12 protein-coding genes are annotated in these 14750 nt (G+C 61.4%); 4 read left to right on the top strand and 8 right to left on the bottom strand.

What is annotated here, in order from left to right; genetic code table 11:
* Positions 1-368: 368 nt before the first annotated feature.
* The gene (locus O3297_RS17620) at positions 369-3332 is read left to right on the top strand and encodes a ribonucleoside-diphosphate reductase subunit alpha (protein WP_092607799.1); all 2964 of its coding nucleotides are present in this window, start codon (positions 369-371) and stop codon (positions 3330-3332) included.
* 118 nt (positions 3333-3450) lie between these two features.
* Positions 3451-4602 carry a ribonucleotide-diphosphate reductase subunit beta gene (locus tag O3297_RS17615; RefSeq protein ID WP_034780261.1) on the top strand — a complete coding sequence of 384 codons (1152 nt, stop codon included), beginning with the start codon at positions 3451-3453 and terminating at the stop codon, positions 4600-4602.
* Positions 4603-4687: 85 nt separating this feature from the next.
* Here O3297_RS17615 and O3297_RS17610 read toward each other — a convergent pair whose 3' ends face one another.
* Together O3297_RS17610 and O3297_RS17605 are read right to left on the bottom strand one after the other, a co-directional pair.
* Positions 4688-5464, bottom strand: a complete 777-nt coding sequence (locus tag O3297_RS17610; protein WP_305049312.1) for an SDR family oxidoreductase — start codon at positions 5462-5464, stop codon at positions 4688-4690.
* Positions 5461-5790, bottom strand: coding sequence for a nuclear transport factor 2 family protein (locus tag O3297_RS17605; RefSeq protein WP_070255967.1), 330 nt, complete (start codon positions 5788-5790; stop codon positions 5461-5463). Before O3297_RS17605 ends, O3297_RS17610 begins: the two co-directional genes overlap by 4 nt.
* 122 nt (positions 5791-5912) lie before the next feature.
* On the opposite strand from O3297_RS17605, the gene O3297_RS17600 reads away from it, so the two are divergent.
* Positions 5913-6833, top strand: coding sequence for a LysR family transcriptional regulator (locus O3297_RS17600; RefSeq protein ID WP_070255965.1), 921 nt, complete (start codon positions 5913-5915; stop codon positions 6831-6833).
* Between the two features lie 900 nt (positions 6834-7733).
* On the opposite strand, the gene O3297_RS17595 is transcribed toward O3297_RS17600, so the two are convergent.
* A complete protein-coding gene (locus O3297_RS17595) occupies positions 7734-8729 on the bottom strand; it encodes a hypothetical protein (protein WP_305049311.1) in 996 nt (331 codons plus the stop codon).
* A 253-nt stretch (positions 8730-8982) separates the two neighbouring features.
* On the opposite strand from O3297_RS17595, the gene O3297_RS17590 reads away from it, so the two are divergent.
* On the top strand, positions 8983-9516 hold the full coding sequence (locus O3297_RS17590; protein ID WP_034780256.1) for a YggT family protein: 534 nt from the start codon (positions 8983-8985) through the stop codon (positions 9514-9516).
* 49 nt (positions 9517-9565) lie between these two features.
* On the opposite strand, the gene O3297_RS17585 is transcribed toward O3297_RS17590, so the two are convergent.
* The 5 genes from O3297_RS17585 to accB form a co-directional block, all read right to left on the bottom strand.
* On the bottom strand, positions 9566-10504 hold the full coding sequence (locus O3297_RS17585; RefSeq protein WP_305049310.1) for a carbohydrate kinase family protein: 939 nt from the start codon (positions 10502-10504) through the stop codon (positions 9566-9568).
* 11 nt (positions 10505-10515) lie between these two features.
* Positions 10516-11763, bottom strand: a complete 1248-nt coding sequence (locus tag O3297_RS17580; protein WP_305049309.1) for a DUF3426 domain-containing protein — start codon at positions 11761-11763, stop codon at positions 10516-10518.
* 8 nt (positions 11764-11771) lie between these two features.
* Positions 11772-12716 (bottom strand): 50S ribosomal protein L11 methyltransferase, encoded by a 945-nt coding sequence (gene prmA, locus O3297_RS17575; RefSeq protein ID WP_034780253.1) that lies wholly within the window; start codon positions 12714-12716, stop codon positions 11772-11774.
* On the bottom strand, positions 12713-14128 hold the full coding sequence (gene accC / locus O3297_RS17570) for an acetyl-CoA carboxylase biotin carboxylase subunit (RefSeq protein WP_034746622.1): 1416 nt from the start codon (positions 14126-14128) through the stop codon (positions 12713-12715). The genes prmA and accC overlap by 4 nt, the downstream gene beginning before the upstream one ends.
* Positions 14129-14229: 101 nt before the next feature.
* The gene (gene accB, locus O3297_RS17565; protein WP_034780252.1) at positions 14230-14691 is read right to left on the bottom strand and encodes an acetyl-CoA carboxylase biotin carboxyl carrier protein; all 462 of its coding nucleotides are present in this window, start codon (positions 14689-14691) and stop codon (positions 14230-14232) included.
* Positions 14692-14750 lie beyond the last annotated feature (59 nt).

Raw genomic sequence — 14750 nt, 5'->3', positions numbered from 1 at the left:
AAAAGACAAAAAATTACGCTGGCGGATGCCGGAAAACTATTGCATCACCCTTCGATGGGTACTACAATTAGTGCAGAAGTTGGATGTAAAGACTATATCTAGTGCCATCACAGACGTTTTCAGAATTATTGTCAAAGCTATCCGGATTGCTGATAAAGCACTGGAACTGGCGGTTTATCACCCTTGATCGTGTTTCGCGCCAGCCGGGCAGTGCGGTGTGGCGAGATGGATACTGAGCTGTTTTATGCACTATGAATTTACTATTTAGCAACAAATACCTGAAGAAACCCTGACCATCGGGCGTTCTATTCAACAACACACGCGGCAGCAAAACTGCAGGCTGACTTTAGCTGACAACGGGAGCTTCAATGCAATCACCACAAGATATTTCCATCCATCCAACGCCAGTATCGCCAGCGCCAGGCGCGGCCAACAGTGTGGCGAGCACGGGCGCGGCATTGGGCGACTATCGCATCATCCGCCGCAACGGCGCGGTGGTGGCATTTGAGCCTTCGAAGATCGCCATCGCCATGACCAAGGCGTTTTTGGCCGTTAACGGCGGCCAGGGCGCAGCCTCGGCACGCATCCGCGAACTGGTGGAACAACTGACCGACGGCGTCGTCGCCGCGCTGGTGCGCCGCCATCCGGGCGGCGGCACCTTCCATATCGAAGACGTGCAAGACCAGGTGGAACTGTCGCTGATGCGTTCGGGCGAACACGACGTGGCGCGTGCCTACGTGCTGTACCGCGCCAAGCACATGGAAGAGCGCCGCCTGCAGAAGGAAGCGCAAGGCGCCTCCGCGCAAGTCACCGCGCCCCAGCTGAACGTCACCGACAACGGCGTGCGCCGCCTGCTGGACATGCAGGAAGTGCGCGACCTGATCAACGCCGCCTGCGCCGGCCTGGAAAAGCACGTCGATGCCGACGCCATCCTGGCTGAAACAGTGAAAAACCTGTACGACGGCGTGCCCGTCGAAGAGCTGCACAAGTCGGCCATCCTGGCGGCGCGCGCGCTGATGGAAAAAGACCCGGCCTACAGCCAGGTCACGGCCCGCATCCTGCTGCACACGGTGCGCAAGGAAGTGTTCGGCAAGGAAGTGCCGCAAGCGGCCGCTGCCGCAGAATACCTGACGTATTTCCCGCAATACATCGCCAAGGGCATCGCCGCCGAGCTGCTGAACCCGGTACTTGCCAGCTTCGACCTGGAACGCCTGGCGAAAGCCATCGTGGCCGACCGCGACTTGCAATTCGGCTACATCGGCCTGCAAACCCTGTATGACCGCTACTTCCTGCATATCCAGGACGTGCGCATCGAAATGCCGCAGGCGTTCTACATGCGCGTGGCCATGGGCCTGGCGCTGAACGAGGCGGACCGCGAAGCGCGCGCCATCGAGTTCTACAGCCTGCTGTCCTCGTTCGACTTCATGAGCTCGACGCCGACCCTGTTCAACTCGGGCACCCTGCGCTCGCAGCTGTCGTCGTGCTACCTGAGCACCGTCTCGGATGACCTGGAAGGCATCTACGACGCCATCAAGGACAACGCGCTGCTGGCCAAGTTTGCCGGCGGCCTGGGCAACGACTGGACGCCAGTGCGCGCCTTGGGCGCCCACATCAAGGGCACCAACGGCAAGTCGCAAGGCGTGGTGCCGTTCCTGAAGGTGGTGAATGACACGGCCGTGGCAGTCAACCAGGGCGGCAAGCGCAAGGGCGCCGTCTGCGCCTACCTGGAAACCTGGCACATGGATATCGAGGAATTCCTCGACCTGCGCAAGAACACGGGCGACGACCGCCGCCGCACGCACGACATGAACACGGCGAACTGGATTCCCGACATGTTCATGAAGCGCGTCATGGAAAAAGGCGAATGGACCCTGTTCTCGCCGTCGGACACGCCAGACTTGCACGACAAGGTCGGCAAGGCTTTTGAACAGGCTTACCTGGGCTATGAAGCCAAGGCCGCCGCCGGCGAAATCCGCGTATTCAAGAAGATCGCCGCGCTGGACCTGTGGCGCAAGATGCTGTCGATGCTGTTTGAAACGGGCCACCCATGGATCACGTTCAAGGACCCTTGCAACATCCGCAGCCCGCAGTCGCACGTCGGCGTCGTCCACAGCTCGAACCTGTGCACGGAAATCACCCTGAACACCAGCAGCGATGAAATCGCCGTCTGCAACCTCGGTTCCGTGAACATGCCGGCGCACATGAAGGAAGGCAAGCTCGATCACGTCAAGCTGGCCAAGACCGTGCGTACCGCCATGCGCATGCTCGACAACGTCATCGACATCAATTACTACGCCGTCGACAAGGCGCGCAATTCGAACATGCGCCACCGTCCGGTCGGCATGGGCGTGATGGGCTTCCAGGACTGCCTGCACATGATGCGCATCCCGTTCGCCTCGGACGCCGCCGTGTCGTTTGCCGACACCTCGATGGAAGCCGTCTGCTACTACGCCTACCTGGCGTCGACGGAACTGGCCGAAGAGCGCGGCCGCTATGAATCGTATGCAGGTTCGCTGTGGGACCGTGGCATCCTGCCGCAAGACTCGGTCAAACTGCTGGCCGAAGAGCGCGGCGGCTACCTGGAAGTCGATTCCTCGTCGGCCATGGACTGGACCCCGGTGCGCGAACGCATCGCCAAGTTCGGCATGCGCAACTCGAATTGCGTGGCGATCGCCCCGACGGCGACGATTTCGAACATCATCGGCGTCTCGGCCTGTATCGAGCCGACGTTCCAGAACCTGTACGTGAAATCGAACCTGTCGGGCGAATTCACCGAGATCAACGGCTACCTGGTGCGCGACCTGAAGGCGCGCGACCTGTGGGATGAAGTCATGATCTCCGACCTGAAGTACTTCGACGGCTCGCTGGTGAAGATCGACCGCATCCCGCAAGACCTGCGCGATATCTATGCCACCGCCTTTGAAGTGTCGCCAAGCTGGCTGGTGGAAGCGGCTTCGCGTCGCCAGAAGTGGATCGACCAGGCCCAGTCGCTGAACATCTACATGGCTGGCGCATCGGGCAAGAAACTGGACGAAACCTACAAGCTGGCATGGCTGCGTGGCCTGAAAACCACCTATTACCTGCGTACCATCGCCGCTACCCACATGGAGAAATCGACCTCCAAGACGGGCGCCCTGAACGCCGTGGCAGTCGACGGCGGCATGTCGGCCAGCGCCCAAAGTGCACAAACCAGCGCCCAGGCAGCCGTCGTGGCGGCAGCAGCAGTGGCCGTGGCGCCGGTAGTGGCAGCGGCAGCGGACGACGCCGATGGCGAAGCCTGCTACCTGCGTCCGGGTGACGATGGCTTTGAGGAATGCGAAGCCTGCCAGTAAGATTTTAGTTGTCAGCCCGGCACGGCCGGGCTGATTCAATGTTGTCAATGTCCGCATTGTCCGATACAACGGGCCTGTTGCGGATCGCCGGCTCGCCGGCATGGAAAGGAAGAAGAATATGTCGTTGTCTTGGGATGATGAAACCACGTCGGCAGCTGTGCCGCGTCCGGCGCAGCAAGCGCCACTGGGAAATACCGAATTGAACCTGCCGGCAGGTGCCGAGCCGTCCGAAGCGAACGCCGAGCAAGTGGCGCGCCGCGTGAATGCCGACGACAAGCGCATCATCAACGGCAAGACGGACGTCAACCAGCTGGTGCCGTTCAAGTACAAATGGGCGTGGGACAAATACCTGGCCGGCTGCGCCAACCACTGGATGCCGCAGGAAGTCAACATGCAGCGCGATATCGAGCTGTGGAAGAACCCGAATGGCCTGACGGACGACGAGCGCCGCCTGGTCAAGCGCAACCTGGGCTTCTTCGTGACGGCCGACTCGCTGGCCGCCAACAATATCGTGCTGGGCACCTACCGCCACATTACGGCGCCGGAATGCCGCCAGTACCTGCTGCGCCAGGCGTTCGAGGAAGCGATCCATACGCACGCCTACCAGTACATCGTCGAATCGCTGGGTCTGGACGAAGGCGAGATCTTCAACGCCTACAACGAAGTCAAGTCGATCCGCGACAAGGATGAATTCCTGATTCCGTTCATCAACACCCTGACCGATCCGGCGTTCGTCACCGGCACGGTGGAAAACGACCAGAAGCTGCTGAAGTCCCTGATCGTGTTTGCCTGCCTGATGGAAGGCCTGTTCTTCTACGTCGGCTTCACGCAGATCCTGGCGCTGGGCCGCCAGAACAAGATGATGGGTGCGGCGGAGCAGTACCAGTACATCCTGCGCGACGAATCGATGCATTGCAACTTTGGCATCGACTTGATCAACACGATCAAGATGGAAAACCCGCAGCTGTGGACGGCCGCCTTCCGCGAAGAGATCAAGGACCTGTTCATGAAGGCCGTGGAACTGGAATACGCGTACGCGGAAGACACCATGCCGCGCGGCGTGCTGGGTCTGAATGCGCCGATGTTCAAGGGCTATCTGCGCTTCATCGCCAACCGCCGCGCGCAGCAGATCGGCATCGAGCCGCTGTTCGCCCAGGAAGAAAATCCATTCCCATGGATGAGCGAGATGATCGACATGAAGAAGGAACGCAACTTCTTCGAGACGCGCGTGACGGAATACCAGACCGGCGGCGCGCTGAACTGGGAATAAGCCAGCCGATAGCGTTACCAGTCATGTCACAAAGGCCTCGCGGATGCGGGGCCTTTTGCCATGTGGCGAGCTTGTTGCAGCGGGCTTAGACGGTCGGGATGGTGCCGCCGTCGATCACATACTCGGCGCCGTGGATCGACGCGGCGCGGTCCGAGGCCAGAAAGGCAACCAGTTCGGCCACTTCTTCCGGCTTGCCCGGGCGGCCGATGGGAATGCCGCCCAGCGTCTGCATCAGCTTCTGGCGGGCCGCATCTTCGGTGGTGCCGGCGTGGCCAGCCCAGCGCCGTATCATCGCGTGGGCCGCCGTGGTTTCGATGAAGCCCGGCGAGACGGTATTGATGCGGATGCCCTGCGGGCCGAATTCCTTCGACAATCCCTTGCTGTAGTTGCTCAGCGCAGCCTTGGCGGCAGCATACGCCAGCGTCGACTCGTACAGCGGCAGGCTGCGCTGGATCGACGAGATGTGGATGATCACGCCGTATTGGCGTGCCACCATCGCCGGCAGCAGGGCGCGGTCGAGGCGCACGGCGGCAAGCAGGTTGCCATCCAGCGCGTCTTGCCAGGCATCGTCGTCCAGGGCCAGTGCGCCGCCGCCCGCGGCCGTCGAACCGCCCACGTTATTGATCAGGATATCGACCCCGCCCAGGCTGGCCAGCGCTTCCCGGATCAGCGTGTCGGTTCCCGCGCGGGTATGCAGGTCGGCCGCGATGAAATGCACGCCGACCGGCAAGCTGCCGCTGGCGGCGCGCGCCGTGGTCGCCACGCGCGCGCCGCGCTCGAGCATCAGTTTCAGCGTCGCCGCGCCCATGCCCTTGGTGCCGCCCGTGATCAGCACGCGCTTGTCCTTGAAATCGGTATTCATGCGCTGATCTCCAGGGTCTGGATGCGGTTGCTGGCGAGCGTGAAGGCAAAGCGCAGCTCCAGCGGGCTGCCGGGGAAATTGCCACTGACGCTGCTGGTGACCACGCAGCGTGCGCCCCTGGTGTCGGCCGAGGTGGGGCTGATGGTGGCGCCGTACTGCTTGCTGCCAGCTTCCTTCCAGGCCTTGATGGCGGCATGGCCCGCGTGCGCATGGCCGTCGTCATGCACGACGCCATCGGCTGCGAAGCACTGCGCCACGGCGTCGCTATCGTGATGGTTTTCGGCGGTAAAGTAGTCGCCGACGATTGCCGGCATGAGGAGAGACATGGTGCTTCCTTTGGGGGGAGAGGTAGGGAGCGACCATCATATGGCGTCCAATTGCAGAGAAATAGTATGGCAACGGTGATAGGCTTTAAACTTCAGGTTCATTATTGACTGCGTGAGCACGCATGAAAAATAACTCTCTCGATGGTATCCGTACCTTTCTCGCGGTCGCCGAGCGCAAAAGTTTCAGCGCCGCGGCACTGCAGCTTGGCGTGACGGTGACGGCCGTCAGCAAGGCGGTCAAGGTGATGGAGCGCCAGCATGGCGTGCTGCTCTTCAAGCGCAATACGCGCAATGTCGCCTTCACCGAAGCCGGCGCGGGCCTGTACGCCAGCCTGGCCGGCGCTACCCGGCAGATCGATGACGCCTTCGCGGCGCTGACCATGTTTCGCGACCGGCCCGCCGGCCATCTGCGGCTGACGGTGCCGCGCGCGCTGGGCGCGCTGGTCATGCGCGCATTGATACCGCGTTTTCGCAGCAGCTATCCTGACGTGACCATCGACCTGTCGCTCGACGATGGCGCGGTCGATCTGCTGGCGCACGGTTACGACGCCGGCATCCGCCTGGGGCAGTCCGTGGAGCAGGAGATGGTGGCGGTGCGCCTGACGGGGGACTTGCGCTGGTCCGTGGTTGGCGCGCCCGGCTACTTCGAGCGGAAAGGGCAGCCGCTGATCCCGGAAGACCTGGTGCGCCACGACACGCTGGCCTACCGCTTCCACACTTCCGGCGCCTTGCACCGCTGGCGCTTCGTGCGCGATGGCGAGGAATTTCTGGTGGAAACCGGCGCGCCCCTGGTCGTCAACGACACCACGCTGATCGCCGATTTCGCCCGCTCGGGTCTGGGCCTGGCGTATATGCCGGACGTGGAAATCGAAGGTGACCTGGCAAGCGGCAGCTTGCTGCGGGTGCTTGAAAACTACGTGCCGCCGACGAGTGGATTGTTCCTGTACTTTCCTGCCCGTACTCAGAGCCAGCCCAAACTGCGCGCCTTCATCGATACTGCGCTGGCCCTCTCCCGGCTCGCGTCGTCCAATGACGCGCGCTAGCTTGGCCTGTTTTTATCCAGCCCGCCGCCATCGTTCTGGAGACAGGCTGCGGCATCGCATGCCGCTTTTTGTTAGCCGCTTTTTCGTGGCGCGCAGCGGCGCGGCGGCGCATGTGCATCGCATGCGGCGGCACAGAAAAGTGTGGCCATTTTTTCGCCGCATGACGCGCGCCGCGACGCATTTTTTTGATGGCGCCAATGCGCGCGAGACAGCTAGTAAATATCGTTTCCGGACACGCTGGCGGCGGCATTTGGCACGCGATTGTGCGATAGCACGCGTAACGTGCAAAAAAGCGGGCGAAAACGTGTCGTGCCGGTTGCGCATTGACAAGGTTTTCGTGTACTTTATGAGATTGCAAATGCGAGCGTTAGAATGCGGGGTTTTTTAACCAGCGCGGTAGCGAAAAAACCTCGCAAAACAGGGATACAGATTTACACGGATATGCACAAAACCACACCGTTTTCGTCTGCCGCCGTGCCCGAATTTTTTCAGGCATGGCGGTTTTTTATTTGACGCATCGGTGTTGTAGCGAGCGCGATGCGAGGAGCGAAAAAACGCACGGCATCGAAAACGAATGACCGAATTCAGACTTTGCCACCAGCTGCGAGATAAAGCAGGGTGGCACCGACGATGGCTGAAGTGCTGCAAACGTGAGGAGTTGCAGCAGTTCAGCTGGTGCCGAATTCATTAGCGCAAACGACCGTTTGCGCCGATGAATAATTCGCCTGGCCTATCCCTGTGGTGGGTCGGACGGGTTTAAATCTTGTAGCTTAAATTTCTCATCTCAGATGAAGGAGAGACAAATGGCAACAGCCGCTAAGAAATCAGAAGTAAAGAAACCAGCCGCCAAGGCTGCTCCTGCCGCGAAGAAGCCGGCAGCCGCAGCAAAGACGGTTGCCGCTAAACCAGCTGCCAAAGCCGCAGCGAAACCAGCCGCAAAACCAGCCGCCAAAGCCGCAGCCAAGCCTGCAGCAAAAGTGGCTGCCAAGCCAGTAGCGAAAGCCGCAGCGAAACCAGCGGCCAAGGCAGCAGCAAAACCGGCAGCAAAACCGGCAGCGAAACCTGCAGCCAAGGCAGCAGCCAAGCCTGTAGCGAAAAAAGCCGCAGCCAAACCGGCCGCCAAGCCAGCAGCAAAAGCCGCTGCAAAACCAGCGGCCAAGGCAGCAGCCAAGCCAGCAGTGAAAAAAGCTGCAGCGAAGCCAGCAGCCAAGGCAGCAGCGAAACCGGCCGCCAAGGCAGCAGCCAAGCCAGCAGCGAAAAAAGTCGTCGCCAAGGCAGCCGCCAAGCCAGCAGCAAAAGCTGCAGCCAAGCCAGCAGTGAAAAAAGCCGCAGCGAAACCTGCAGCCAAGGCAGCAGCGAAACCGGCCGCCAAAGCGGCAGCCAAGCCAGCAGCGAAAAAAGTCGTCGCCAAGGCAGCAGCGAAGCCGGCCGCCAAAGCAGCAGCCAAGCCAGCAGCAAAAGCTGCAGCGAAGCCAGCGGCAAAAGCAGCAGCCAAACCGGCAGCGAAGCCAGCAGCGAAAGCCGCAGCCAAGCCAGCGGCCAAGGTAGCGGCGAAGCCGGCAGCAAAAGCTGCAGCCAAGCCAGCGGCCAAGGTAGCAGCGAAGCCGGCAGCGAAAGTTGCCGCCAAGCCAGCAGCGAAAGTCGCAGCCAAGCCGGCAGCCAAAGCAGCAGCGAAACCTGCCGCCAAGGTTGCAGCAAAACCTGCAGCGAAGCCAGCGGCCAAGGTAGCAGCGAAGCCAGCAGCAAAAGCTGCAGCCAAGCCAGCCGCCAAGGTAGCCGCGAAGCCGGCAGCGAAAGCAGCAGCGAAACCTGCCGCCAAGCCAGCCGCCAAGCCAGCCGCAGCGCCAGTCGTGGCAGCCGTACCTGCAGCAGCGCCGGCAGCAGCCCCAGCGGCACCAGCCGCCGTGGCAGCCAAGCCAGCCGCCAAGAAGGCCGCGCCTAAAAAGGCCGCACCGAAGAAGGCAGCTCCTGTCGCCAAGCCATCGGCACCTATCGCACCTGTAGCAAAAACCGTGTTGGCTCCGGCTGCAGCCTGGCCATTCCCAACCAGCACCCGCCCATCGTAATTCCAACGATACGGGTGCCTGGATGAGGCAACACGCCGCTGTGTGACTCAATCACACAGCGGTTTTTTTTTGGAGAATTAGTCGTGCTGATCGTTATCCTTACATTGATCGTTGATACCATCGCCACCTTGCTGGGCGGCGTGTTGCTGCTGCGCTTCTGGATGCAGGCGGTGCGCGTGCGGCCGCCTTCGTCGGTGGCGCAATTCACGTTTCAATTGTCCGACTGGCTGGTGCGCCCCCTGCGCCGCGTGGTGCCGGGCGTGGGCGGGTATGACTGGGCCAGCCTGATCGGCGCCTTCCTGATCGTGCTGCTGGCCAGCTCGGTGCTGTTTATTTCCGGCTATCCTGTCGAAGTGGTGCTGCTCAAGTCGCTGCAACGCTTCCTGCAATGGATACTCTACGGTTTCATGGCCTTGCTGATCATCGAAGCCATCTTCAGCTGGGTCAACCCGCATGCACCGCTGGCGCCGTTTGTACGGGCCTTGAACGAGCCCCTGCTGCGTCCGATACGCAAGGTGGTGCCGCTGGTCGGCAGCCTGGATCTGTCGCTGCTGGTGGCTTTGATTCTGCTGCAGATCGCGCAGGTGCTGGTGGGGATGATTATTGTGGTGAGGTAATGCGAGAAGGTCGGCCTGGCGCTAGCGCACAAGCCGACCGGACTACATATTAATAGCGGTAGCCGAACGCCGCTTCGAACTGGTCGGCGATGCTCTCCGGCGTAAACACATGGTTTTGCGCGCCCTGGGTGGCGATCTTGATGGCGCCCAGCAGGCTGGCCAGACGGCCGCTGGTTTCCCAGCCCAGGTCGTTGGTGATACCGAACAGCAAGCCGGCACGGTAGGCGTCGCCGCAGCCGGTCGGGTCCAGCACTTCTTTGGCGGTCACGACAGGAATGTCGATGCGCTTGCCGTCCGTATAGATTTCCGACCCTTTTTCGCCACGCGTGATAATCAGCGCTTCCAGGCGGCTGGCGATGTCCGGCAGGGTCAATCCCGTGCGTTCCATCAACATTTCCATCTCATAATCGTTGGCCGATACATACGTGGCTTTGTTGATGAAATCGATCAACTGTTCGCCATTGAAGCGTGGCAACTGTTGACCCGGGTCGAACATGAAGGGGATGCCCAGCTCGGCCAGGTCGGCGGCGTGCTTGAGCATGCCCTGGTCGCCGTCCGGCGAAATGATGGCCACCTTGGCCGGGCCCGCATTGGCGATCGGGTTTTCATGCGCAAACGACATGGCGCCCGGGTGGAAGGCATTGATCTGGTTATTGTCCGCATCGGCCGTGACGAAGCACTGCGCGTTGTAGCTGTCGGCCTTGATGAGGATGTTGGCGGTGGAAATGCCCAGCTTTTGCAGGCGTTCCAGGTAGGCGGCGCTATCTTGCCCCATGACGCCGACGATGCGCGGGTCGCCGCCCAGCATTTTCAGACTGTAGGCGATGTTGCCCGAGCAGCCGCCGAACTCCGTGCGCATGGTGGGCACGAGGAAGGAGACATTCACCTTGTGCAATTGGTCGGCCAGCAGGGATTCGCCGAAGCGGCCGGGGAATTGCATGATGGTGTCGGTGGCAAGCGAGCCGCAGATCAGCGATGTTTTGGTCATGATAGTGTCTGTTAAGGATAAAAGATGGCGATATGGTAGCCAGACGCCGTGAGCTGGTCTAATGCGAAATACAGTTTGATGGTTTGTTCCGAGCGCGGCGCAAACCCCGTGCTTACGTCGATCGAGGCCGGCAGGTAGTCGCGCGGCGCGATCACGCGGCGCAAGACCGGCTTGTCATTGGCGTCGTTGAGTATCAGTTCGATGCTGGGCCAGGCTTGCACGCTGCGACTCTGGTTGCGCAGCAGCGAGACGTAGGAGAAAGTCTGGTCCTTCAAGGTCTGCAACTCGCCTTGCTCGATGGCCAGCGCCTCGATCTGCGCCGGCAAGTCGACCTGGCAGCCACTGAGCTTGCACAGCGCGACCAGGGTCGGCTTCCACTGCGGAAATTGCGCCGCCAGCGGATTGCGGAAGGTGGTCATCACTTGCAGGAATAGTAAAAGCAGCAGTACAACCGAGCCGATGGCCATGGCCACGCGCAAGGCCTTGCCGCTCTGTTCGCGGCGCCGGCCCAAGGTCACAAAGGCCGGCTCGTCGTCGGCCGGCGGCAGGATGGGTTCTTCCTGCTCTTCGGCGGCATCCGGCGCGACGGGGGCGGCGGGCAATGGCGTGAAGGAATGGTCGGCCAGCGTGGGTTCCCGGCGCGCGGGCTTGTCCAGGCTGACTTTTTCAGCGGCAGGCAATGCCGGCGCGGCCGGGGCTGCCACCGTTTCCAGGTTTGGTTCGCGGCGGCTATCGCGCAAATACGTGGCGAAGGCGGGCGTGTCATCGATCTGGCGGCGCTTGAAGGGCGCCATCGGCTGGGGCAACGGTGGTTCGGGCAGCTCTGCCGGTGTTGCAGCAGATTCAGGCAGGTCGAGCGGTGCAGCGGCAGGCGTGTCGGCCAGCGCCTCGTCAGGAAGTGCCACGTCGAGGTCCAGTTCGATGTGTTCGCCATCGTCTTCGTTGTCCTTGAGCTGCGCCGTTTCCGGCAGGATGCCGAACGGGTCGAACGAGGTGTCGAAGTCGAGGGAATAAATGGGTTCGTCGTCCGTGGCGGACGGCAGGCTGTTGTCGGCCGGATAACTGGTTGGCAGGGGAGCGGCAGTGCCGGGGCCGGACGTTAAAAACGGCGATGCCGCGGCTGGATCGATCAGCGCGGCATTGCCGTCAAACACTTCCCTGCACGTGCCACAGCGCACGATGCCCCCACGTAACTTCAATTGGTCAGCAGCGACCCGAAATATCGTGTTGCAATGGGGGCATTTGGTGGCGAGGGCCATTGCTGTGCTTATGCACCTTCCGCGCGGGGCGCAGGTGCTTGCGTGCTGCCCAGGCGGCCATGCAGAGCCACCCAGCCATCTTGCTCGGCCCACACACCCAGCTGGATGAATGGTGCGTAGGCAGCGGCCACTTCTTCCGCCTGGCGTGCCAGCACGCCGGACAGGATCAGCGCGCCGCCATCGGCGACACGGCCCGACAGCATCGGCGCCATCAGCTTCAATGGGCTCGACAGGATGTTGGCGACGACGATGTCAAACTTGGCCGTGGCGTGTGCCGAAGTGGCAAACGTGTCTGGCAAGAAATATTCGATCTCGCACTGGTTGCGTTCGGCATTGTCGCGCGCCGATTCGATCGCTTGCGGGTCGATGTCGACGCCGGCCACCGTTTGCGCACCGAGTTTCTTGGCCACCATGGCCAGGATGCCGGAACCGCAACCGTAGTCGAGCACGGTCTTGCCAGGAGCCGGATTGGCTTCCAGCCACTCCATGCACAAACGCGTGGTCGGATGGCTGCCCGTACCGAAGGCCAGGCCCGGATCCAGTTCCAGGATCAGGCCGTCAGGATCCGGTGCCTCGTGCCAGCTGGGCACGACCCAGATATTCTTGCCGATGTGAATCGGGGCGAATTGCGACTGGGTCAGGCGCACCCAGTCCTGCTCTTCGACGGGGCGCATGGCAAAGGCGGGAACTTCCGCCATGCCGACCGCTTGGGCCGCAGCGGCCACGATGGCGGCCTGGTCGGCGTCGACGTCCGTCAGCGCCACCACGCGGCTGCGTTCCCACGCCGCTTCCTTCGGTTCCATGCCCGGTTCGCCAAACAGCGGCTGCTCGGCATCCGTGCCTTCATCGGCGTCTTCCACCGAGACCGACAGGGCGCCCGCTTCCATCAACGCGTCGGACATGGCCTCGGCGTTGTCACGGGCGATCTCGATGACGATTTCCGTCCAGCTCATGCGCCCGCCTTGATTTCGGACTTCTTGGCGATGCTGGGGCTGCCGCCATTCAGGTTCTTGCCCAGGTCCGGCATGTCGGCCAGTTTCTGTTCCAGATAGTGAATGTTGGTGCCGCCTTCGATGAAGCGCGCGTCGATCATCAGTTCGCGGTGCAGGGCGATGTTCGTGTTGATGCCTTCGACCACCATTTCGGACAGGGCGATCTGCATGCGGCGGATCGCCTGCTCGCGCGTGGCGCCGTAAGCGATCACTTTGCCGATCATCGAGTCGTAGTGCGGCGGCACGTAGTAGCCGGCGTAGGCGTGCGAGTCGACGCGGATGCCGGGACCGCCCGGTGCATGCCACGACACGATCTTGCCTGGCGATGGCGTGAACTTGAAGGGATCTTCGGCGTTGATGCGGCACTCGATGGCGTGGCCCGACAGCAGGACGTCGCGCTGGCGGAAACGCAGTTTTTCGCCGGCCGCGATGCGGATCTGTTCTTGCACGATGTCGATGCCGGTGATCATCTCGGTAACCGGATGTTCCACTTGTACGCGGGTATTCATTTCAATGAAATAGAACTCGCCGTTTTCGTACAGGAATTCAAACGTGCCGGCGCCGCGGTAGCCGATCTTGCGGCAAGCTTCGGCGCAACGGTCGCCGATTTTCTCGATCAGTTTGCGCGGGATCCCCGGCGCTGGTGCTTCTTCGATCACTTTCTGGTGGCGGCGCTGCATGGAGCAGTCGCGCTCGCCCAGCCAGACGGCGTTCTTGTGTTCGTCGGCGAGGATCTGGATTTCCACGTGGCGCGGATTTTCCAGGTACTTCTCCATATACACTTCAGGGTTGCCGAAGGCCGTGCCGGCTTCCGTCTTGGTCATCGCCACGGCGTTGATCAGGGCCGCTTCCGTGTGCACCACGCGCATGCCGCGTCCGCCACCGCCACCGGCGGCCTTGATGATGACCGGGTAGCCGATCTTGCGGGCAATTTGCACGATCGCTTTCGGATCGTCCGGCAACGCGCCTTCCGAGCCGGGTACGCACGGTACGCCAGCCTTGATCATGGTTTGCTTGGCCGACACTTTGTCGCCCATCAAACGGATCGATTCGGAGCGGGGGCCGATGAAGACGAAGCCCGATTTCTCGACGCGTTCGGCAAAGTCGGCATTTTCCGACAGGAAGCCATAGCCTGGGTGAATCGCTTGCGCATCCGTCACTTCAGCAGCGCTGATGATGGCGGGCATGTTCAGGTAGCTCAGGGACGACTGTGCCGGGCCGATACAAACGGATTCGTCGGCCAGCTTGACGTATTTCGCGTCCTTGTCGGCTTCGGAGTGGACTACAACCGTTTTAATGCCCATTTCGCGGCAGGCGCGCTGAATACGGAGGGCAATTTCACCACGGTTGGCAATCAGGATTTTTTCAAACATGGTAGGTTCGCGTATGTCTGTGAGAGCCGGCTAGCCGGCGAAACAACAAGTGTGAGGGGCTAAAACTGCAAACGGCCGTTGCCGGCCGTGTGGACTGGGTTTTAGCCGATCACAAACAAGGGTTGACCGAATTCGACCGGTTGGCCGTTTTCGACCAGGATCTGGGTCACGACACCGGCTTTATCGGAGTCGATTTCATTCAGGAGCTTCATCGCTTCGATGATGCACAGGGTATCACCTTCCTTGACGGTCGAGCCCACTTCAACATAGGCGGCGCTGCCAGGAGCGGAGGAACGGTAGAAGGTACCGACCATCGGCGACTTGACCACATAGCCCGTTGGCTCGGCGGCGACCACGACGGCAGCAGCCGCTGGTGCTGCGGCTGGCGCGGCTGGCTGGTATTGGGCTTGCATGCCTTGCGGCTGCATCATGACCATCTGGTTTTGCGGCATGGCCGACGATTTGACGATGCGAACCTTGCTTTCGCCTTCGGTAACTTCCAGCTCTGCGATATCCGATTCGGCGACCAGGTCGATCAAGGTCTTGAGTTTTCGTAGATCCATGTAAAACCCCTAGGAATGTAGTTTGTTTTATGAGTGATGCGGTGATGTCCAAGAACCTA

The organism is Janthinobacterium sp. SUN128 (assembly GCF_030587275.1).
Taxonomy (GTDB): domain Bacteria; phylum Pseudomonadota; class Gammaproteobacteria; order Burkholderiales; family Burkholderiaceae_D; genus Janthinobacterium; species Janthinobacterium lividum.
The sequence above is the reverse complement of the archived record's forward strand: the minus strand, read 5'-3'. Positions and strand labels throughout refer to the sequence as shown.